General features: G+C 57.9%; 15 protein-coding genes and 1 pseudogene. 11 read left to right on the plus strand and 5 right to left on the minus strand.

Annotated features, from left to right (window positions below; genetic code table 11):
* The first annotated feature begins 31 nt into the window (after positions 1–31).
* The 8 genes and pseudogenes from HU743_RS03705 to HU743_RS03740 all read left to right on the plus strand — a co-directional run bounded on the left by HU743_RS03705 (position 32) and on the right by HU743_RS03740 (position 12,289).
* Positions 32–547 carry an Hcp family type VI secretion system effector gene (locus HU743_RS03705; protein ID WP_007949952.1) on the plus strand — a complete coding sequence of 172 codons (516 nt, stop codon included), beginning with the start codon at positions 32–34 and terminating at the stop codon, positions 545–547.
* Between the two features lie 134 nt (positions 548–681).
* On the plus strand, positions 682–2,724 hold the full coding sequence (tssI, locus tag HU743_RS03710) for a type VI secretion system tip protein TssI/VgrG (protein ID WP_186646990.1): 2,043 nt from the start codon (positions 682–684) through the stop codon (positions 2,722–2,724).
* Positions 2,714–3,451, plus strand: a complete 738-nt coding sequence (locus HU743_RS03715; RefSeq protein ID WP_186646991.1) for a DUF4123 domain-containing protein — start codon at positions 2,714–2,716, stop codon at positions 3,449–3,451. Before tssI ends, HU743_RS03715 begins: the two co-directional genes overlap by 11 nt.
* Complete coding sequence (locus tag HU743_RS03720; RefSeq protein ID WP_238351683.1) at positions 3,451–8,136, plus strand: RHS repeat-associated core domain-containing protein; 4,686 nt, start codon at positions 3,451–3,453, stop codon at positions 8,134–8,136. Before HU743_RS03715 ends, HU743_RS03720 begins: the two co-directional genes overlap by 1 nt.
* Positions 8,133–8,477, plus strand: a complete 345-nt coding sequence (locus HU743_RS03725; protein WP_186646993.1) for a hypothetical protein — start codon at positions 8,133–8,135, stop codon at positions 8,475–8,477. Before HU743_RS03720 ends, HU743_RS03725 begins: the two co-directional genes overlap by 4 nt.
* Positions 8,478–8,593: 116 nt before the next feature.
* Positions 8,594–10,630, plus strand: a pseudogene (locus HU743_RS03730) (RHS repeat-associated core domain-containing protein); the annotation flags it as partial.
* A 3-nt stretch (positions 10,631–10,633) separates the two neighbouring features.
* Positions 10,634–10,936 carry a hypothetical protein gene (locus HU743_RS03735; RefSeq protein ID WP_186646994.1) on the plus strand — a complete coding sequence of 101 codons (303 nt, stop codon included), beginning with the start codon at positions 10,634–10,636 and terminating at the stop codon, positions 10,934–10,936.
* A gap of 327 nt (positions 10,937–11,263) precedes the next feature.
* Positions 11,264–12,289, plus strand: a complete 1,026-nt coding sequence (locus tag HU743_RS03740) for a hypothetical protein (protein WP_186646996.1) — start codon at positions 11,264–11,266, stop codon at positions 12,287–12,289.
* 142 nt (positions 12,290–12,431) lie between these two features.
* Here the strand turns inward: HU743_RS03740 and HU743_RS03745 are convergent, their stop codons facing one another.
* Together HU743_RS03745 and HU743_RS03750 are read right to left on the minus strand one after the other, a co-directional pair.
* A complete protein-coding gene (locus HU743_RS03745) occupies positions 12,432–13,154 on the minus strand; it encodes a tellurite resistance TerB family protein (RefSeq protein WP_186646998.1) in 723 nt (240 codons plus the stop codon).
* Between the two features lie 267 nt (positions 13,155–13,421).
* The gene (locus tag HU743_RS03750; protein ID WP_016771524.1) at positions 13,422–13,607 is read right to left on the minus strand and encodes a hypothetical protein; all 186 of its coding nucleotides are present in this window, start codon (positions 13,605–13,607) and stop codon (positions 13,422–13,424) included.
* Between the two features lie 404 nt (positions 13,608–14,011).
* Here HU743_RS03750 and HU743_RS03755 point away from each other — a divergent pair, with 404 nt between their 5' ends.
* Entirely contained in the window at positions 14,012–15,640 is a 1,629-nt protein-coding gene (locus tag HU743_RS03755; RefSeq protein WP_186647000.1) for a glucan biosynthesis protein D, read from the plus strand.
* Between the two features lie 180 nt (positions 15,641–15,820).
* Here HU743_RS03755 and HU743_RS03760 read toward each other — a convergent pair whose 3' ends face one another.
* The 3 genes from HU743_RS03760 to HU743_RS03770 all read right to left on the minus strand — a co-directional run bounded on the left by HU743_RS03760 (position 15,821) and on the right by HU743_RS03770 (position 19,543).
* Positions 15,821–16,927, minus strand: coding sequence for an NADH:flavin oxidoreductase/NADH oxidase (locus tag HU743_RS03760; protein WP_186647002.1), 1,107 nt, complete (start codon positions 16,925–16,927; stop codon positions 15,821–15,823).
* A 309-nt stretch (positions 16,928–17,236) separates the two neighbouring features.
* Positions 17,237–18,946 (minus strand): single-stranded-DNA-specific exonuclease RecJ, encoded by a 1,710-nt coding sequence (gene recJ, locus HU743_RS03765; RefSeq protein ID WP_186551110.1) that lies wholly within the window; start codon positions 18,944–18,946, stop codon positions 17,237–17,239.
* Between the two features lie 54 nt (positions 18,947–19,000).
* On the minus strand, positions 19,001–19,543 hold the full coding sequence (locus HU743_RS03770; RefSeq protein ID WP_007908961.1) for a YaeQ family protein: 543 nt from the start codon (positions 19,541–19,543) through the stop codon (positions 19,001–19,003).
* A gap of 146 nt (positions 19,544–19,689) precedes the next feature.
* Between HU743_RS03770 and HU743_RS03775 the strand changes: the two genes are divergently transcribed.
* Together HU743_RS03775 and HU743_RS03780 are read left to right on the plus strand one after the other, a co-directional pair.
* Positions 19,690–20,889 (plus strand): CaiB/BaiF CoA-transferase family protein, encoded by a 1,200-nt coding sequence (locus HU743_RS03775; protein ID WP_186647004.1) that lies wholly within the window; start codon positions 19,690–19,692, stop codon positions 20,887–20,889.
* A gap of 70 nt (positions 20,890–20,959) precedes the next feature.
* The gene (locus HU743_RS03780) at positions 20,960–21,796 is read left to right on the plus strand and encodes a TIGR02285 family protein (protein WP_238351686.1); all 837 of its coding nucleotides are present in this window, start codon (positions 20,960–20,962) and stop codon (positions 21,794–21,796) included.
* The last annotated feature ends 100 nt before the right edge of the window (positions 21,797–21,896 follow it).

Here is a 21,896-nt window from a genome sequence, read left to right on the forward strand (position 1 = left end):
CCTTAACTTTATTCCGCAAGGAGAGCACCCCATGGCAACACCAGCGTACATGTCGGTTACCGGCGAAAAACAAGGCCTGATCACTGCCGGCGCCTTCACCGCCGACTCCGTTGGCAACACCTACCAGGAAGGTCACGAAGACCAGGTCATGGTTCAGGCGTTCACCCACGACGTGATCATCCCGCGTGACCCGCAATCCGGTCAGCCAACCGGTCAGCGCGTTCACAAGCCAGTCGTGATCACCAAGGTCTACGACAAGGCTTCGCCACTGCTGCAAGCCGCACTGACTTCCGGCGAGCGCATGAGCGAGATCGTTATCCAGTGGTACCGCACTTCGGCGCAAGGCACCCAAGAGCACTACTACACCACCAAACTGGAAGACGCGATCATCGTCGCCATCAACAACAAAATGCACAACTGCCAGGATCCAGGCAACGCGCACTTCACCCACCTGGAAGAAGTGCAGTTCACCTACCGCAAAATCACCTGGACCCACGAAGTATCCGGTACTTCGGGTTCCGATGACTGGCGTGCTCCAGTCGTTTAATTACGGCTGACCGTTACATGCATCGGCCAGCTCTGCTGGTCGATGTTGTTTACGCCCCTCCAGAATTTCGCGTACGTTGAGCCGCTTTTTCGCGGCCGTCGACGAGCGCCGCTGTACAGCACGAGGAACAAGGGATGTTCGCGCCGGCCAATGAAACCCACTTTGCCCTGACCATCGAAGGGCTTTCTGCCGACTTTCAGGTGTTTACCCTGCAAGGCCGGGAAGCCATCAGCCAGCCTTTTGTGTTTGAGGTGGAGCTGGTCAGTGAGCAGCCGTCGCTGGACCTCGAAACCCTGCTGCACAAACCGGCCTTTCTGCAACTGTCACCCGACGGCAGCGGCATTCATGGCCAGATCTACCGCGCCGCGCAAGGCGATTCCGGCAAGCGCCTGACCCGTTATTCGGTGACGCTGCGCCCGCAACTGTCGTACCTGGCGCACCGCATCAATCAACGCATTTTCCAGAACCTCACGGTGCCGAAAATCATCGGCATGGTGCTGGAAGAGCACGGCATTCAAAGCAACGCCTACGAATTCAAGACCGGCTCGATCTACCCCGAGCGCCTCTACTGCGTGCAATACGACGAGTCGGACCTGCACTTCATCCAGCGCCTGTGCGAAGAAGAAGGCATTCACTACCACTTCCAGCACACGGCGACGGCGCACAAACTCGTCTTCGGCGATGACCAGACGGTGTTCCCGAAACTCGCACCCGTGGCCTATCAGCAAGACTCCGGCATGGTCGCCAACAACCCGGTGATCAAGCGCTTCGACCTGCGCCTGGAAACCCGCACCAGCCGCACCACCCGCCGCGACTACGATTTCGAAAAACCGCGCCTGACCCTGGAAAGCGAAAACCGTGGCGACGCCCTGCCCGACCTCGAAGACTACGACTACCCGGGCCGCTTCATCGACCGCGAGCGCGGCAAACACCTGGCCAAACGCGCCCTCGAACGCCACCGCAGCGACTTCCAGCTCGCCGAAGGCAAGAGCGATCAGCCATTACTGGTCAGCGGCCACTTCCTCGCCCTGACCGAACACCCAAAAGCCAAGTGGAACGACCTTTGGCTGCTCACCGAAGTCCTGCACGAAGGCAAACAGCCGCAGGTGCTTGAAGAGTCCGTCACCAGCGACACCACCGCGCTGAAAGACGACTTTCATCAGGGCTACCGCAACCGCTTCCAGGCCACCCCATGGGACGTGCCGAACCGCCCGCCCCTGCGCCACCCGAAACCGCGCATCCTCGGTAGCCAGAGCGCCGTGGTCACCGGCCCGAAAGGCGAAGAAATCCACTGCGACCAATACGGCCGCGTCAAAGTCCAGTTCCACTGGGATCGTGAAGGCCAGGCCGACGACAAGACCAGTTGCTGGCTGCGCGTCTCCAGCGCCTGGGCCGGCGCCCAGTACGGCGGCATCGCCATTCCGCGCATCGGCATGGAAGTGCTGGTGACTTTCCTCGAAGGCGACCCCGATCAACCGCTGATCAGCGGCTGCCTGTACCACAAGGAAAACACCGTCCCCTACGCACTGCCGTCGAACAAAACCCGCAGCACCTTCAAGACCCTGAGTTCCATGGGCGGTGGTGGCTACAACGAACTGCGCATCGAAGACAAAAAAGGTCAGGAACAGATCTACCTGCACGCCCAGCGCGACTGGGACGAAAACATCGAGCACGACCAGAAAATCCGCGTCGGCAACGAACGCCACGACACCGTGGAAAAGAACAGCTACACGGAATTCAAAGCCGAAGAACACCACACCGTCTACGCCGACCGCAAAGTCGAAGCGCGCGCCAACGACCACCTCACCGTCGGCGTCAACCAGCACATCAAGATCGGCACCGGCCAGTTCATCGACGCCGGCCAGGAAATCCACCTCAGCAGCGGCATGAAAGTGGTGATGGAAGCCGGGGCGGAACTGACGCTGGTCGGCGGCGGCAGCTTTATCAAGATCGATGCCGGCGGCGTGACGATGAGCGGGCCGGTGATCAACATGAACTCCGGTGGCAGCCCTGGCAGCGGCACTGGTGCGGCGCCGTTGATGCCGGGCGTATTGAAACAGGCTGATGCGGACAAGGCTGGCCAAGTCCTGACACCGGCGCAAATCAACACCCTCAAACGCAACGCGCCGTTCTGCGAAGAATGCGAAAAATGCAAGGCAGGTGCCTGTGCCATCTGAACGAATCACCCCGAAGGACTGGCTGGCGCAACAGCCGCTGCAAAGTGGCGAGCGTTTGTATCTGGTCATCAGCGCGGCGAGTGAAAGCGACGCGCTGAAAAACCTGTACCTGACCGAACCCACCGCCCAGCTCATCCCGGTCTGGGGCGGCACGCCCTACGCCACCTGGCAACCGGTGATGCCTTACGTCGCAGAACTCAAAGCCAACTCGGCGTTCCTGCAATGGATCGCTGAAACCGACGCCCTCGACTGGGGCTGGTTGGCCGTGTCGCGCTCAGAGCCGAACGAGGTGTTCGAACATCTGCGCAGCCTGACGCAGGTGAAGATGCCGGATGGGACCGAGGTGTTTTTTCGGTTCTGGGATGGACGGCATGTCTATCCGATTCTGCACGGGCTGGGGGAAAAGGCTGGGGAAGTGTTGCCGGTGTTTGAGCGGTATTTGATTAATGGGCAGCCGCTGAAAGTGGGCACGCGGGTGGTGCCAAAAGTGCGGGACTGGCCGTGGTGGGAGGTGCCGAAGGGGTTGTTGGAGGGGTTGAGCAAGGACAATCCTGCAACGCTGGTCAGCAACCTGATGCAGTGGCTGGAAGAAGACCGCCCGGACCTCTACAACGCTTGGCCCGAGAACAATCTGAAGCTGAAAATCACCCGCTTCGTGCGCCGCCCGGATGCGCCGCAAAATCTTAAAGAAGCACTGATAAACCACCTGATTCTGGAGCAAGGCTGATGGATCGCGTTGCCTTTGTTGACAACCAACTGAACACCTTCAAGGACAGTCTGAAGCTGTATCAGGAACAAACCAAAACCTGGTATGCACAGGCTCTCGACAAGGGTAGCCGTGCCTCGGACCTGCCATCTTTGCTGGGCATGGAGCGTGTCATCAAGGTCGGCAACACCAGCAAAGCAGTGAGCATGACCGACGGTAACTTCGCCTCGAACGTGGCTCAATGTCCCCTCAAGGGGCCGTTGCTGATCGAGAGCAAATTCGAGTCGGTTTACGACATCCCGGTAGGCGACATCGAAGTCGAAATCGTTGCCGTGGAAGGTGGTGCAGTCAGCAAGGTCAAACTCGACGCGCAAGGCAAAGCTGCTTGGACTGGCGGTGTGCCCGGCAAGTTTTACAAGATTCGCGTACATAACGAAGTAACGCCGGCGCAGATTGATGCCCTCTTCAGTTCCTACAGCGGCGTAACTGCGGACCTGGAGGGTTTCCTGCGCAAGGAATGGGCCGGCTTCAAACCGCAATGGTCGAATCTTTCGACCTCCGGCACAGCCATGGCAATCGGCAACGGCATTCTTGAAGGTGGCTGGGAAGCGATCAAGGGCGTGTGGGACGGCATCAGCCTCGTGCTCGACATACTTCAGGATCCAGCAAAGTTTGCGAAGGATCTTGGCGCTGGCGCAGACGAACTGATCAAAGTGGCCAAAAGCTCGCCGGACATCATGAAAAAGGCCATGTTGCTGGCCAGTGACGAAGCCGCGTTGTTTTTGCTGGTGCGCAGTGCGGTGATCTGGTTGGCGGGCTTACCGCCCATGAAGATGGCGGGCGATGTAGCAAAAATGACCACGGCGATTGTTGCTGGCATTGCGATCGACATCGTGATCGGCGTGGTACTGACCGTCGCGGCGGAAGGCACTGGTGTTATCTACCTTGCCGCGCGGCTGAAGAAGTACGGTGAGTTGGTCATCAGGGCTGTGATCGGCTTTGTGAAGTCGGTATTCAAGATCATCAACGGCTTTATGGAGTACGTCGCCAAGTACACCGCTGTAGCGGCGCGTGGGGTGACGGCGAAGGTCAGGAACGGGATTTCCGAGTTGCGGTTTGATGGGAAGAAAAACACCAGACTCGCTGACGGCAAAGTGACGGATGATGTCTCCAGCCAGGCGAAAAATCCTGCCGAAAAAAGCGCAGAACCCGCTGACAAGACCTGCACCAGCGGTTGCCCTGTTTCAATGGTCACTGGCGAAGAGCTATTGACGCTGATCGACGGACAACTCGACGGCCTGCTGCCATTTGAATGGACTCGCCTCTATCGAACCAGCGCCGTGGAAATCGACTGCGGTCTGGGCTTCGGCTGGAGCCACGCGCTCGCTCATCGCATAGAGATTAACGGCGATGAAGTCATCTGGACTGACCAGGAAAATCGCTCCACAACCTTCCCGCTTCCAAGTGAGCAACGTCCGGCCATCACCAACAGCCTGTCGCGTGCTGCCATTTTCCTCGGTGACGACCCATCGGAACTAGTTCTGGCCCAGGCTGGCAAGCGTTCATCGTTCTACCACTTCCGTTTCAACAGCAAAGGCGCAACCCTGACCGCCATCAGCGACAGCTATGGCAATCGCCTGCACGTCACACGCGACATCCACGGTCGCATCAAGCGTCTCGACAACGGTGCCGGTCGCGCCCTGTTGCTGCGCTACGACCGCAAACACATCATTGCCGTCGATTATCAGCAGTTTCTGCCAGCAGACAATCTCGAAGACGTCTGGAACACCGTGCAAACACTGGTCACCTACAGCTACGACGCGCAGCATCGCCTGATCGAGGCCAAGAATGCCGCGGGCGAAGCCGAGCACTATCGCTACAACGACCAGCACGTCATTCTCGAGCGGAAATTGGCAGGCGGCGCGGCGTTCTATTGGGAGTGGGAAAACGAAGGCAAACTGTCTCGCTGCACCCGTCACTGGGCCAACTTCTCGCAGATGGAAGCGCATTACGTCTGGGACGACAAAGGCAGCGTCACCGTAACTAACGCCGACGGCAGCGAAGAGGTCTACTCCCACGACAATCAGGCGCGACTGATCAGCAAGATCGACCCGGATGGCGCCGAACATCTCAAGGCCTACAACGACAAAGGCCAATTGATCGCCGAAAAGGATCCGCTGGGCGCTGTCACCGAATATCGCTACGACGACAACGGATTAATGACCGCGGTCATCCCGCCGGAAGACGAAGCCACTACGTACGAATACATAAACGGTTTCGTCAGCGACGTTCGTCGCGGCAAAGCCAGTTGGAAGTACCAACGCAACCGTCAGGGCGATGTCACTGCGCAGATCGACCCGGACGGCAATGCCACCTACTACAACTATGATTCGAAGGGTCGTCTGCTGGAAATTCGTCATCCGGATGGCAGCCGCCATCAACTGGGCTGGAACAATCTCGGCCAATTGCTGGAAGAGCGTCTACCTGATGGCGGTCAGCGCAAGTACCGTTACGACGCACTCGGCCGCCAGATCACCCGCCAGGAAGAGTCCGGTGCCATTACGCATTACCAATGGGACACCGCCAATCGCCTCGCCCAAGTCACGCTGCCGGGCGGCGCGACCCGAGCGTTTACTTATAACGCCTATGGCAATGTCACCGCTGAACGCGATGAATTGGGCCGTATCACCCGCTACGAATATGCCGACAACCTGCACCTCGTCAGCCGCCGTATCAATCCCGACGGCAGCCAACTGCGCTACCGCTACGACAACTCACGCCTGTTGCTCACTGAAATCGAAAACGAGCGCGGCGAGCACTACCATCTCGATTACTACGCCAATGGCCTGATCCAACAGGAAACCGGCTTCGACGGACGCCGTACTGCCTACGAGTACGACCTCAACGGCCAACTGCTGAAGAAAACCGAGTTCGGCAATGACGGTAGCGAACTGATTACTGAATACCAGCGCGATGCCGCTGGCCGCTTGCTTGTAAAAACGCTGCCCGATGGCGAAGAGGTTCACTACAGCTACGACGCACTTGGTCGCCTCGTCAACGTCGACGACGGTCATTGGCCGCTCGCTTATGAATACGATCTGCAAGACCGACTTATCGAGGAACACCAAGGCTGGGGAACTCTGCGCTACGAATACGACAGCGTTGGCCAGCTCAAGCACTGCCGTTTGCCTGATGGCAGCAAACTCGATTACCACCACCAGCCTGGCGGGCAACTCAGCAGCATCGACCTCAACGGCTCCCGCCTGACCAGCCACCAGTTCAGCGCCGGTCGCGAGCAACAACGCCAGCAAGGTCTACTGCTCAGCCAATACCAATACGATGAACAAGGTCGCCTGCAAGCACACAGCGTCAGCCAGCGTGACAAAAATCTGTTCCAGCGCCGGTATAACTACGACGCCAACGGCAATCTCGCCGGCATCAACGACAGCCGCAAAGGCAACCGCAGCTATCACTACGATCCACTGGATCGCCTGATCAGTGTCCGCGGCGCCATGCCAGAAAGCTTCGCGCACGACCCAGCGGGTAACCTGCTCGGACAGAATGACCTGCCCGCAGCCAACCTCGCCAACGTCAAAGGTAATCGCCTGCTGATGCAAGGCGACCGCCACTATGACTACGACGCCTACGGCAACCTGATCCGCGAACGTCGCGGCACCGGGCAGAAGCTCGTCACTGAATACCGCTACGACTGTCAACACCGCCTGATCGGCGTCAGCCTGCCCGGTGGCAACATCGCGAGTTACAAGTACGACGCCTTCGGCCGCCGCATGGAAAAAACCGTCGATGGCTACACCACCGAATTCCTCTGGCAGGGCGAACGCTTGATCGCCGAAAGCGCAGAAAATCGGTATCGCAGCTACATCTACGAACCGGGCAGCTTCCGCCCGTTGGCGATGCTCGACGGCGAAGGCCCGCTAAAAGCGGCCCCGTTCTATTACCAACTCGACCACCTCGGCACACCGCAGGAACTCACCGACTACAGCGGCGAGATCATGTGGTCGGCGAAGTACCGCGCCTACGGTAATCTCGCAGCGCTGGATGTCAGCGAAATAGATAATCCGCTGCGCTTCCAAGGTCAGTATTTCGATGCCGAGACGGGCTTACATTACAACCGCCACCGATACTACAATCCGGGAACTGGACGGTTCTTGACACCCGATCCGATCAAGCTTGCGGGTGGGTTGAATAGCTACCAGTACGTGCCTAACCCTACGGGGTGGGTGGATCCGTTGGGGCTAAACAGCACTAATTGTCCGAAAAAGATTGATACAAGCGACTACCAAACACGTAAAGATTTACGAACAGATATTTATGATTCGAAACGTCCAGAAGGTAGACATGCGACAAAGCACACAAATGCACAATCGGCAGAACAAGCGAAATCGCTAAGTCTAGGCCAAGGCACCAGAGACGGAAAACCTGAGGCCTCCTATCTTCCCGATATCGCTAATAATGTGAGCGGATTTGAGAAACAAGCAGCGTACTCAGCAGTGCGCGATGGAAATGTATTTGATCACGGCGGATCAAGATATATGTTCTATAGATCAGAAACTCCAGTCGGCTACAATAATGGAGAACTGACAAACTGGGTCAGGATAGAGCTATCCAAAGCCGGCGAGCCTGTCATCCATAGTTTTCCAGCCGCCCCTGAACAGGTAAAAAAATATATGGGCAATGTGAAATGAGACCAAAACTAGAGCACAAGCTTCACCCTATACGCGTGCCAAGCGGCTGGACGATAACAATCAACAACCTATTTGAAGTCGAGCTTACAGCTGATACTAGTGAGTGGTTCTCCAGCTCGGTTTTGATTGGTGGAGTCCGCCGAAGCACCGGGCACTGTTTTGATTCAAGAGTGGAGCCAGAAGGTGACCCCGAAGGGTGTTTTGTAATTGACTTCCTAACAATTGATTATGACCACAAAGGGAAACCGATAAAAAACTCAGAGATTTTCCTTGGTGAATTCAGAACCAAGAGCAAACTTGAATTTATCGAGAAGATTGAATCCTTTATGTTGGAGGTGTAAAAAATTTAGAAAAATGGAGATAGATTTATTTTTTTAACACTAAATAAGTCTGTCCCCATTTGTCGTCCCGAAACGTCTGGGACGACAAAGGCAGCGTCAGCGTAATCAATGCCGATGACGCCTATGGCAATGTCACCGCTGAGTGTGATGGACTGGGTCACATTACCCACTACGAATACGCCGACAACCTGCACCTCGTCAGCCGCCGGATCAATCCCGATGGCAGCCAACTACGCTACCGCTACGACAACTCGCAACTCAACCTCACAGAAATCGAGAACGAGCGCGGCGAACGCTATCAACTCGATTATTACCCCAATGGCCTGATCCAGCAGGAAACCGGCTTCGACGGACGCCGTACTGCCTACGAGTACGACCTCAACGGCCAACTGCTGAAGAAAACCGAGTTCGGCGATGACGGTAGTGAACTTGTCACCGAATACCAGCGCGATGCCGCAGGCCGTTTGCTGGTCAAGACTCTGCCCGATGGCGAAAAGATTCACTACAGCTACGACGCGCTTGGTCGGTTGGTCAACGTCGACGACGGCCACTGGCCGCTCGCTTATGAATACGACGTACAAGATCGCTTGATCACCGAACATCAGGGCTGGGGCACGACGCGTTACGCATACGACAGCGTCGGCCAACTCAGCCACTGCCGCCTTCCTGATGGCAGCAAACTCGATTACCGTCATTTGGCTGGTGGACGCCTGAGCAGCATTGACCTCAACGGCTCGCGCCTGACCAGCCACCATTTCAGCGCCGGTCGCGAGCAACAACGCCAGCAGGGTCTGCTGCTCAGCCAATATCAGTACGATGAACAGGGTCGCCTGCAAGCGCACAGCGTCAGCCAGCGAGACAAACATCTGTTCCAGCGCCGGTATAACTACGACGCCAATGGCAATCTCGCCGGCATCAACGACAGCCGCAAGGGCAACCGCAGCTATCACTACGATCCGCTGGATCGCTTGATCAGCGTGCGCGGCGCCATGCCCGAGAGCTTCGCTCACGACCCGGCAGGCAACCTCCTCGGACAAAACGATCTGCCCGTCGCGAACCTTGCCAACATCAAAGGCAACCGCTTGTTGATGCAGGGCGACCGCCATTACGATTACGACGTCTACGGCAATCTGATTCGGGAACGTCGCGGCACCGGACAAAAACTCGTCACCGAATACCGCTACGACTGCCAACACCGCCTGATCGGCGTCAGCCTGCCCGGTGGCAGCACCGCGACTTACAAATACGACGCCTTCGGCCGCCGCATCGAGAAAACCGTCGACGGCCATACCACTGAATTTCTATGGCAAGGCGAACGCCTGATCGCCGAAAGCGCCGAGAACCGCTATCGCAGCTACATCTACGAACCGGGCACCTTCCGCCCGTTGGTAATGCTCGACGGCGAAGGCCCATTAAAAGCGGCCCCGTTCTACTACCAACTTGACCACCTCGGCACGCCTCAGGAACTGACCGACTACAGCGGCGAGATCATGTGGTCGGCGAAGTACCGCGCCTACGGCAACCTCGCAGCGCTGGATGTCAGCGAAATCGATAACCCGTTGCGCTTTCAAGGTCAGTATTTCGACGCCGAAACGGGGTTACATTACAACCGCCACCGCTACTACAATCCGGGAACTGGACGGTTCTTGACGCCGGATCCGATCAAGCTTGCGGGTGGATTGAATAACTACCAATACGTCCCGAATCCTACGGGGTGGGTGGATCCTTTAGGGTTGAATACTTGTCCAGGCGGAGATAAATGCGTTCCGGGACAAAGCGCCGAAGTACCTGAAGAAAAAGCTAGGGTAAGCGATGGAGCCCCGCCCCCTCCTGACGTTCAATGGACAAATCATGGCAATAAACATGTGGCGCCTAAAGCTCCTTGGCCATCTGTTGTAAAATCGACCGCTAATGGAGGTGCAGCTAAATATCTACCGGGCACGGACATTGAAGCGTTAGAGCGGCACGCGTTTGCAAATGGTCAAGATGTTAACAATGGAAAACCATGGAAAGTAATTGACATGGGAAAAACCATAGGCGCCAACGACGGAAAAGAAACTCAGTACATGAGAGTGGAGTTAAGTGCAAACACAATACATGGACATCCAATATCAGAAGAATCGTTTAGAAAATTAACGAAAAAGAAGAAATGATTTATGAATCTTGAAAATATAAAAAATCTTGGCGGCAAGATAACTTTTGATGAAATATCCAGCCTAGTCGGATCTGAAATCGCGCTCATCACAGATGAATTAAGGGAGGATCTTTTGCAAGCGCTACTCCCGCATGAGCAAATAATAGACATTGGTTGGTATCCCGAATTCAGTGAACAAGGTGCCTTCAGAATCTCATTAATCGCAAACCAAAATTGGGCATCGCCTATATACACCGAAACGGCCAAAACCTGGGCCGACCTTGAAAAAGCGTTAGATCATACATTGAATAAAGTAAAGACTTAATGCATCGACGAGCTCGCGTCGACTAGTCAGCGTCGACGACGGTCGTTAGCCGTTCGTCTATAAATATGACTTGCAGACCAACTCAGCGAGGAACACCAAGCTTGGGGCACCTTGCGCTACGAATACGACAGCGTCGGCCAACTCAGCCACTGCCGTCTTCCTGACGGCAGCAAACTCGATTACCGTCATTGGCAAAAGAGCAAAAGGGGACAGATTTATTTCTCCAATTGAATATAAATCCGCCCCCTTTTCTTATGCTCAACGCATAATCACAGGGTCAAATATCAAAGACCACACCACGGATTGGACAATCAAAGGACTGTTATCTTGAAACACTTTAGCCGCACTCTCACCTTGCTTCTAGCGCTTACCTTCTCCCTAAGCGCAATCGCGCTGTCACTAAGATCCGAACAACGTCCCGACGGCACAACTGCCTTGTTGCTGACAAACGAAGCCAGTCCAGAACGGACTCCCAAGCTCAACCAAGATCCGGCTGTTCGCTCTGCACTCGTTGATTTTTTTGGGTACCAAACCGGAAGTTACACCAATGACAATACGATGATCGTGCAGCAGGTTCTTGAAGCGCTCGATTCGGAAATGTCGACGTTTGTTGATGGTGTGCCTTCCGGCAGAAGAGTAATCACCGCCATGGACGACGGTAACAATGGATTTGAGCGCGGCGCATTACTGTTGGACGACAAGGGGCAGTTGCTCGCCGTAGGATTGGTCAATGGCCATTGCACCGTCAAGTCTCGTGAGGAAGCATTGACTTGTAACGATGCGCCGGAAACCGTGCTGACTATTTTCCAGCCAGAAGGCGCCAGCAAGGCTGACGCTGACTCCTTGATCCCCTGGAGTAAGCAACTGCCTCCGATGATGGCGCTGTGGGCGGAGAGTGATGACCCAGAACGCCGAGCCGCCGCGCAGAAGATTGCCAACGTTGAGTACGTCGTGAGTCAGCCGAAACAGGGAGCCTGGACAGCGGCTCAGTTACCTTCCGATTTTCCCAAAGCGATGCTGCCATTGCTTCCGCAGCGAGCTCACTTGATTGGCGCCGGCGCTCACGGTGTTTTTACGACACCGGGTATGGAAGGGACGCCAATTGACGGTGACTGGGACAAAATAGCCGGACGCCCTCAGCATGAATATGAGGTCATTCTCAGGACTTTTACCGAATACGCGGATGTTATCGACTTCTATCAGCAGCATGCGAAGGACGCCGAAGTCAGCGGCAACGAGCGCAAAGCACTAGTCGAGGGTCACATTGATGGTGGAACTTATAAGATAGAAATCACTGATAGAACTGACGAAGGCACAGTGATCACGTTCTCAGCCTGGCGGCAGGAGGTCTGATTCGCGCTTCCTGAGGCAGCCAGACAGCTGTGGTCACAGGCGCAAAAAGCAGATCTTTCTAACCGGGCCCCACTACTGCTTTCCTCCAGTCCGCAGGCAAAAAAATCGCAGCCTGACACTGCGATTTTTTTAAACGGTAACTTTAAACCGCCGCCAACCGCACCTGCTTCTCCAACTCCACCTTCAACCCCGGCTCCAATTTCAACTGTCGCGCCAGTTCGTCCAGATAGCTCTTCTCCATAAAGTTCTCCTCATCCACCAACATCACACTGGCGATGTACATCTCTGCCGCCATTTCCGGCGTACTCGCCGCGCGAGCGACATCGGTAGGATCGAGGGGTTTGTTGAGTTCGGCGTGGAGCCAATGTTGCAGTTCCTGATCGTTGTCGAGTTTTGTGAACTCGCCTTCGATCAGTTCGCGCTCACGATCATCGATGTGGCCGTCGGCTTTGGCGGCGGCGACCAGGGCTTTGAGAATGGCCTGGCTGTGCTGCTCGACCTGTGCCGGAGGCAGACGGTCGAGGGTTTGCGGTTCCCGTTGGGGAGCGCTGCCTTTTTGCGCGTTGTAGTTGCCGTAGGCCTTGTAGGCCAGAACGCCCAGCGCGGCGAGGCCGCCGTAGATCGCGACTTTGCCGCCGACCTTGCGCACCTTTTTATTGCCGAGCAGCAGGCCCATCGCGCCTGCGGCCAATGCACCACCGCCCGCGCCGGAGAGCAGGCCGCCAAGGCCGCCAGTACCAGAGGCGCCGCCCAGCAAGCCGCCCAAGCCACCGCTGACCGATTTGTTCTGTGCGCCGCCTGCCTTGTTCTGCAGCATTTCCTGCCCGGACTTGAGCAGTTGATCGAGCAATCCACGGGTGTTCATGTTCCGCCTCCAAACAAGGGTTATCCGGATCTAAGGCCCTCAGCCTAGTTCGAAAGTGCCCGAACCCGACCTGCGAGTGTGCTTCGAGATGTTGCTCGATCAGCAGCACGAACGAGCTTGCTCCCGCTGGGTCGTGCGACGCCCCTCTTGAAAAGCAGGGGACTGCTGCGCGGTCCGGCGGGAGCAAGCTCCCTCGCCACAGGTTTATTCTGCAGGTTAATTATCTGGGCACTGTATAAGCCAAAGGCTTTTGCGGTGACCCCAGCACTAAAACCGCGAAACACTCCGCATCGCATCCACCAGATACCGCATGGCGATCCGGTCGCTCTCCGACAGCTCTCGATAACGTTCCACCAGTTTCAATTCTTCGGAGTTGAGCCGGCGTCTTCTGCGCCCGCCGCCCAAGCAAGGGAAGATGCCCAACATTTCGGTGATGCCCTGTATTTTTGCCATGGACGATGTCCTTCTCTATTGAGTCAAGAAACTGCAAAACCCCACATCGCCCTGCCTCTTCGAGCAGCGTCGTGTGCCCTGCCGGCACGAAGGCTTGTATCCGGTCTTGCCCATAGAATAGGAATTAAATCGGCGCTGAAAAGCAGTTTTTAGAGTAATTAATCGAAAAAAGCAGATATGCCCTCTAAATCAGAAGACCCTGTCGGAAATTTAACCGACATGTCTTGTTTCATTGACGCGCCATCGCTGTGCTATCAACGAATTTTGCTATTCGAGCGAACCGTTTAAGCTAGCCGGCATCTGTTACTAGTCCGCTGCGTTTGGCCAAAGGCATGTCCAAACCGATATTTCTGATCCAGCACGTGCCAGGAAAGGCGCGGGATTGCACACGACAGGTTGTATTTATGCATCGCAGGAATTTGCTCAAAGCGTCCATGGCCATCGCGGCTTACACCGGTCTGTCGGCCACTGGCCTGCTGGCTACGCGTGCCTGGGCTGCCAATGGCGGCGCCGCCGATGGGGAGGCTCAGGCCTTCGATTTCGAATCGTTGAAGCGGCAGGCAAAGCAGCTCGCCGGCAGCGCCTATCAGGACACGAAGCAGGTCTTGCCGCCAACCCTGGCGACCATGACGCCGCAAAACTTCAACGCGATCCGCTATGACGGCGAGCATTCCCTGTGGAAGGAAAACAAAGGTCAGCTGGACGTGCAGTTCTTCCACGTCGGCATGGGTTTCCGCCAGCCGGTGCGCATGTACAGCGTCGATCCGAAGACCCGCATGGCGCGCGAAGTACATTTTCGCCCTGCCCTGTTCAACTACGAAAACACCTCGGTCGACACCCAGCAGCTCAAGGGTGACCTGGGGTTCGCCGGCTTCAAACTGTTCAAGGCGCCGGAACTGGACCGTCATGACGTGGTGTCGTTTCTCGGCGCCAGCTATTTCCGTGCCGTCGATGCCACTGGCCAATATGGCCTGTCGGCGCGTGGTCTGGCGATTGACACTTACGCGAAGAAGCGCGAAGAGTTTCCCGACTTCACCAAGTTCTGGTTCGAGACCCCGGACAAGAACGCCACACGCTTCGTAGTCTACGCCCTGCTCGACTCGCCAAGCGCCACTGGCGCCTATCGCTTCGACATCGATTGCCAGGCCGAGCGTGTGGTCATGGAAATCGACGCGCACATCAACGCGCGCACTGCCATTGAACAGTTGGGCATTTCGCCAATGACCAGCATGTTCAGTTGCGGCACCCACGAACGCCGCATGTGCGACACCATCCACCCGCAAATCCACGATTCGGATCGCTTGGCAATGTGGCGCGGCAACGGCGAGTGGATCTGCCGACCGCTGAATAACCCGGCGAAGCTGCAATTCAACGCGTTCGCCGACAAGGACCCGAAAGGTTTCGGCCTGGTGCAGACCGACCACGAGTTCGCCAACTATCAGGACACCGTCGACTGGTACAGCAAGCGCCCAAGCCTGTGGGTAGAACCGACAACCGCATGGGGCGAAGGCTCTATCGATCTGCTGGAAATTCCTACGACCGGCGAGACGCTGGATAACATCGTCGCGTTCTGGACGCCGAAGAAGCCGGTGGCTGCCGGCGATTCGCTGAATTACGGCTACAAGCTGTACTGGAGCGCGCTGCCACCGGTCAGCACACCGTTGGCGCGGGTGCATGCGACGCGCTCGGGAATGGGCGGCTTCACCGAGGGTTGGGCGCCGGGTGAGCATTACCCGAAGGTGTGGGCGCGGCGCTTTGCCGTGGACTTCACCGGTGGCGGCCTGGAGCGTCTGCCGCAGGGCACCGGGATCGAACCGGTGGTGACCTGTTCCAGCGGCAAGGTGCAGGACTTCAGCGTGCTGGTGCTGGATGACATCAAGGGTTATCGGATCCTGTTCGACTGGTATCCGACCAACGACAGCGTCGAGCCGGTGGAGCTGCGCTTGTTCATCCGTACCAATGACCGCACGTTGAGCGAGACGTGGTTGTACCAGTATTTCCCGCCGGCGCCGGAGAAGCGCAAATACCCTTGAGGTTTCGTAGCGTCTGATAGGGCCTCATCGCGAGCAGGCTCACTCCTACAGGGGATCGCATTTCCAAAATGTAGGAGTGAGCCTGCTCGCGATAGCGCCAGACCAGGCAACCGATGATTTTCAGGACACAAGAAAAGCCCCGACCATCACGGCTCGGGGCTTTTGCTTTTCAGCCTTTTATCAATCGCGTAAATCCGACTCATGAATCGGCTGATCCCGATGGGTCGCCCGCTGATACTGCGCGGGCCACACGGCTTTTCGCCCACCCAGATCATCGTCTGCATGCAGCGGCCAGTACGGATCACGCAGCAATTCCCGTGCGAGGAAGATGATATCGGCCTGACAGGTACGCAGGATGTGCTCGGCCTGTGCCGGCTCGGTAATCATGCCTACGGTGCCGGTGGCGATGCCTGACTCTTTGCGCACCCGTTCGGCGAAGCGCGTTTGATAACCCGGCCCGACCGGAATCTCGGCATTGGCCGCGGTACCGCCCGACGATACGTCAATCAGATCAGCCCCCAGCGTGTGCAGACGTCGCGCCAGCTCCACGGTTTCATCCGGGTTCCAGCCATCCTCGACCCAGTCGGTCGCCGACACACGAACAAACACAGGCAGCTCTTCCGGCCACACCGCCCTCACCGCTTCGGTGACTTGCAGCACCAGACGGATGCGGTTTTCGAACGAACCACCGTACTGATCCTGGCGCTGATTACTCAGCGGCGAAAGGAACTGGTGCAACAGATAGCCGTGGGCAGCGTGCACCTCAACCACACTGAAGCCTGCTGTCAACGCGCGCCTGGCAGCGTCGACGAAGGCCTGAATCACTTCGGCGATCTGCTGTTCATCGAGCTGTTTGGGCTGGGTGTGCTGGGGATCAAAGGCAATCGGCGATGGCCCGACCGGTGTCCAGCCGCCATCCTCGGGTTTGACGCTGCCATGTTTGCCGATCCACGGCCGGTGGGTGCTGGCCTTGCGCCCGGCATGGGCCAGTTGAATGCAGGCCACCGCGCCTTGTGCGGTAATGAAACGGGTGATGCGTTGCAGCGGCGCGATCTGTTCGTCATTCCACAAACCGAGGTCTTCGGCGGTGATCCGCCCGTCGGCCGTGACCGCTGTGGCTTCAGTGAAAACCAGACCGGCGCCGCCCACCGCACGGCTGCCGAGATGCACCAGGTGCCAGTCGTTGGCCAGGCCATCGACGCTGGAGTACTGGCACATCGGCGAAACCGCGATGCGGTTGGGCAGGGTCAGTTGGCGAAGGGTAAAGGGTTCAAGCAGCAGACTCATGGGGCACCTCTCGAATCAGTGGGCAGGCTCCAGGGTTCTGTTTGAAAAGTCGACGAGTGACAGAAAAAGGTGCAGCACCCGCCCCCGCGGGCAAAAATTCGACAAGACGTCACAAGGCCAATCAAGCAGTGTTTAGAGCCTAGTTGACAACCGAGGGGAAAGGAGGGTTCAAGACGTTTTCTTTGAGTGGCACCGAACCTGTGGCGAGGGAGCTTGCTCCCGCTGGGCTGCGAAGCGGCCCAAAATCCTGTTACGGCTGCTGCGCAGTCGAGCGGGAGCAAGCTCCCTCGCCACAAAAGCAGTCAGGGGTCAGCGCGGTTCGATATGGGCAATCATCAACTGCACGGTCTCGTTGCCGCGAAACTCGTTGACGTCGAGCTTGTAGGCCAGCTCTACCCACTGAATCGTCGGATTCGGCCAGATATCGCGATCAATCCCGAAGGCGATGCCGTCGAGTTTCACCGAGCCGCACTCGCTTTTCAGCACCACTTTCAGGTGCCGTTCGCCAACGACGCGCTGCTCGACCAACTGAAACACGCCGTGAAACACCGGCTCCGGGAAATGCTGCCCCCACGGCCCGGCGTGACGTAAAGCGCGCGCCAGTTCCAGGTGGAACTCTTCAACCGCCAGAGTGCCATCGGTGAGCATCCGCCCGGTAAGGTCTTCCTCGCGAAGTTGTCGACGCACTTCGGCGTCGAATGCTTCGGCGAACAGCGGAAAATTCTCTTGGCGTAGGGTCAGACCGGCCGCCATCGCATGGCCGCCGTACTTGGCGATCAGCGTCGGGTGTTGTGCGGCCACTACGCTCAAGGCATCGCGAATGTGGAAGCCTTGCACCGAACGTCCCGAGCCCTTGAGCAGCCCATCGCCGGCATCGGCGAAGGCGATGGTCGGGCGGAAATACCGTTCTTTCATGCGCGAAGCGAGAATACCGATCACCCCCTGATGCCATTCAGGATCGAACAAGCACAAGCCAAACGGCATCGATTCGACCGGCAAGTCCTTGAGCTGCGCCAGTGCCTCGCGCTGCATGCCCTGCTCGATGGATTTGCGATCCTGGTTCATGCCGTCCAGTTGCGCGGCCATTTCCCGGGCCAGATGGGCGTCAGCCGTGAGCAGGCATTCGATGCCCAGGCTCATGTCGTCCAGACGCCCGGCGGCGTTCAGACGCGGACCGACGATAAAGCCCAGATCGGTGGACGTGATGCGCGCAGCATCACGCTTGGCCACTTCCAGAATCGCCTTGATCCCGGGCCGCGCGCGCCCGGCGCGAATCCGCTCCAGCCCCTGGTGAACGAGGATGCGGTTGTTGGCATCCAGCGGCACCACGTCGGCAACGCTGCCCAGGGCCACCAGATCAAGCAGTTCGCCAATGTTCGGTTGGGGCTTGCTTTCATACCAGCCGAGGCTGCGCAGGCGCGCGCGCAGCGCCATCAGGACATAGAAAATCACCCCGACGCCGGCCAGTGCCTTGCTCGGGAATTCGCAACCGGGCTGGTTCGGATTGACCAGCGCATCGGCCTGCGGCAGCTCATCGCCGGGCAAATGGTGGTCAGTAATCAGGACTTTCAAACCCGCACGCTTGGCCGCTGCGACGCCTTCGACACTTGAAATACCGTTATCCACGGTAATCAGCAATTGCGGTTCGCGGGTCAGCGCGACATCGACGATTTCAGGCGTCAGGCCATAACCGTATTCGAAGCGGTTGGGCACCAGATAATCGACATGGGCCGCGCCCAGCAGGCGCAAGCCAAGCACACCGACGGTGCTGGCGGTGGCGCCGTCCGCATCGAAGTCACCGACGATAAGAATGCGCTGACGCTGTTCCAGCGCGGTCACCAGCAGGTCCACCGCCGCATCGATGCCCTTGAGCTGTTGAAACGGAATCAACCGCGCCAGACGCTTGTCCAGCTCTGCCTCCGATTGCACGCCCCGCGCCGCGTACAGGCGGGTCAGCAGTGGTGGCAAATCACCCAGGAAGGGCAGCGTGGCAGGCAGTTGACGAGGTTCGATACGCATGGGGTGACGGAAACTTCTCTTCAGTACGTGGGATTAATCAGCAGTGCCGCGACCTCAGCCGCGCTCGCCTTGCAGCCATTGCAGCTGGACTTCGTGCTGACCGCGGTCGTCGGTGACGAAGATCGTCCCTTCGCTGATCATCACGTCCCACTTGATCACGCGGGGCATGTCCTTGGCGAGGGTCTCCAGCACTTCCTGCGGGACTGCGGCGATGTTGACGTTCTTCAGGTTCTTGATCGCCGGGATCACCTTGGTTTCCCAGACGCGCAGACTGCCGTAGGCCAGCAGACTGGTGCGCTCGGTGCGGCGCGAGCACCAGGTCAGGCGATCGGCGTCTGGCTGGCCGACTTCGATCCAGTGCAGGACGCGGTCGTCCAGACTCTTTTCCCACAGCGCAGGTTCATCCACGTCTGACAGACCACGGCCGAACGACAACTGCTCGTTGTACCAGAGAGCGTAGGCCAGCAGCCGCACGGTCATGCGCTCTTCGGTCTCCGAAGGGTGACGGGCGATGGTCTGCTTGACGCTCTCGTAAACGCTGCGGTCGAGGTCGGTGAGGTTCAGTTCAAATTTGTAGGTGGTGGACGGCTGGGCCATGAACGGGCTTCTTGATACGAGGAAAGTCGGCAAGTCTAACCGATGCGGCAGGCAATCATCGAATTGATGGCGATCAACCTGCGGCGCCTGACAGCCGGCTATGTTAAAACGCTGTATCCGCACAACGTTGTCCTACAGGATCGAGTATGCCGTTCGCCAACAAACCGCTCAGCGGTGTGAAAGTCATTGAATTGGGTACGCTGATTGCCGGGCCGTTCGCCTCGCGCATTTGCGGCGAGTTCGGCGCTGAAGTCATCAAGATCGAGTCGCCGGACGGCGGTGATCCGCTGCGCAAGTGGCGCAAACTGTACGAAGGGACATCGTTGTGGTGGTTCGTGCAGGCGCGCAACAAGAAGTCGCTGACGCTCAACCTCAAGCACCCCGACGGTTTGGCGATCCTGAAAAAACTGCTCGGCGAAGCAGACATTCTCATCGAGAACTTCCGCCCCGGCGTGCTGGAAAAACTCGGCCTGGGCTGGGAAACCCTGCACGCCCTCAATCCAAAACTGGTGATGGTGCGCCTGTCCGGGTTCGGCCAGACCGGCCCGATGAAAGATCAGCCAGGTTTCGGCGCGGTCGGTGAGTCCATGGGTGGTCTGCGTTATATCACCGGGTTCGAGGATCGGCCGCCGGTGCGCACCGGGATCTCCATCGGCGATTCGATCGCCGCGCTGTGGGGCGTGATTGGCGCGTTGATGGCCCTGCGGCACCGCGAGGTCAACGGCGGGCTTGGCCAAGTGGTCGACGTGGCCTTGTATGAAGCCATTTTCGCCATGATGGAAAGCATGGTGCCGGAGTTCGATGTGTTCGGTTTCATCCGCGAGCGCACCGGCAACATCATGCCCGGCATCACGCCCTCCTCGATCCACACCAGCGCCGACGGCAAACATGTGCAGATTGGCGCCAACGGCGATGCGATATTCAAGCGCTTCATGCTGATCATCGGCCGCGAAGACCTCGCCAATGACCCGACGCTGACCAGCAATGACGGGCGCGATAGTCGCCGCGACGAGTTGTACGGCGTGATCGATCGCTGGGTCAATTCGTTGCCGCTGCAAAGCGTGCTCGAGCTGCTCAACCAGGCCGAGGTGCCGGCCAGCCGGATCTTCAGCGCCGAGGACATGTTCAGCGATCCTCAGTACCTGGCCCGGGAAATGTTCCTGCACGCCAAGCTGCCCGACGGAAAGGACTTCAAGATGCCGGGCATCGTGCCGAAACTCTCTGAAACGCCAGGCAGTTCCGAATGGGTCGGACCGCAGCTGGGTGAACACAATGCGCAGGTACTGCACGACCTTGGCTACGACGAAAAACAGATCGCCCGGTTGCGCGAAGATGGCGCCATTTGAGCTGAGCCCCCACCAGAAATCCGGCAACAACCGAGCCCGTCACGGGTGGACATGGCGGCTGTTCGGCCTGATGTTTCTGCTCACCGTGTCGGCCGGAGCGCAGGCGAAACCGACCTTGATCTGGCTGCTGCGCGACTTGCCGCCGATGACGATACTGGAGGGTCCGAAACAGGGCCAGGGCGTGATCGATCAACTCATACCGCTGTTGATCGCCGGCATGCCGCAATATGAACATTCACTGATGCGAGTCAACCGCGCGCGCGGCCTGCAAATGCTCCATGAAAACCCCTTTGCCTGCGATCCGGCGCTGCTGTGGAGCCGCGCGCGCGCGCAATGGATTGCCTATTCGAACCCGGCCGTTCGCGCCGTAAGCAATGGACTGGTGGTTCGTCAGCAGGATCGAAACATGCTCAAGCCCTATCTGGTGGCGGGCGAGGTCAACCTGTCCGCCCTGTTGGCGGGTGGCGAGCGAAAAGTTGGCGTAGTCGCCGGGCGCAGCTATGGCGAATTTCTCGACAGCGTTCTGGACAACGCCCCGGGCAGCGCGCTGACCGTCCATTACGCTGACGATGCGCTGAGCAATCTGCTGTCCATGCAGCGTATGGGTAGACTGCAGTTGGTGATGGGCTATTGGCCGGAAATCCGCTATCAGGCAAAACAGGCGCAGATTGCCGAGGATGAGCTGGCGTTTTACTCGATCCAGGGCACCGAGAAATATCTCTCCAGCTACGTCGGCTGTTCCGATACAAAGCTGGGACGGCAGGCCATCAAGGAGATCAACCGGTTGCTCCGCGCCCTGCCCCGCGAGCCGTTGGACCAGCGCTACGCCGCGTGGCTGGACCCTGAGCGCCAAACTGATTATCTGGAACACGCCCGGGCATTTTTCAAGGATCAGGCTGCCCGATGAACAAACGCCGGGCAAAAAGAAACCCCGAGTAGTGGGGAGACAACCCGGGGTTAAACGTGGTCCGTAAAAAGACCCGTAGCAGCAAGCGACAAGCACCGGA

The sequence above is a fragment of the Pseudomonas sp. SWRI99 genome, from assembly GCF_014270125.1.
In the GTDB taxonomy this organism is placed as follows: Bacteria; Pseudomonadota; Gammaproteobacteria; order Pseudomonadales; family Pseudomonadaceae; genus Aquipseudomonas; species Aquipseudomonas hamedanensis.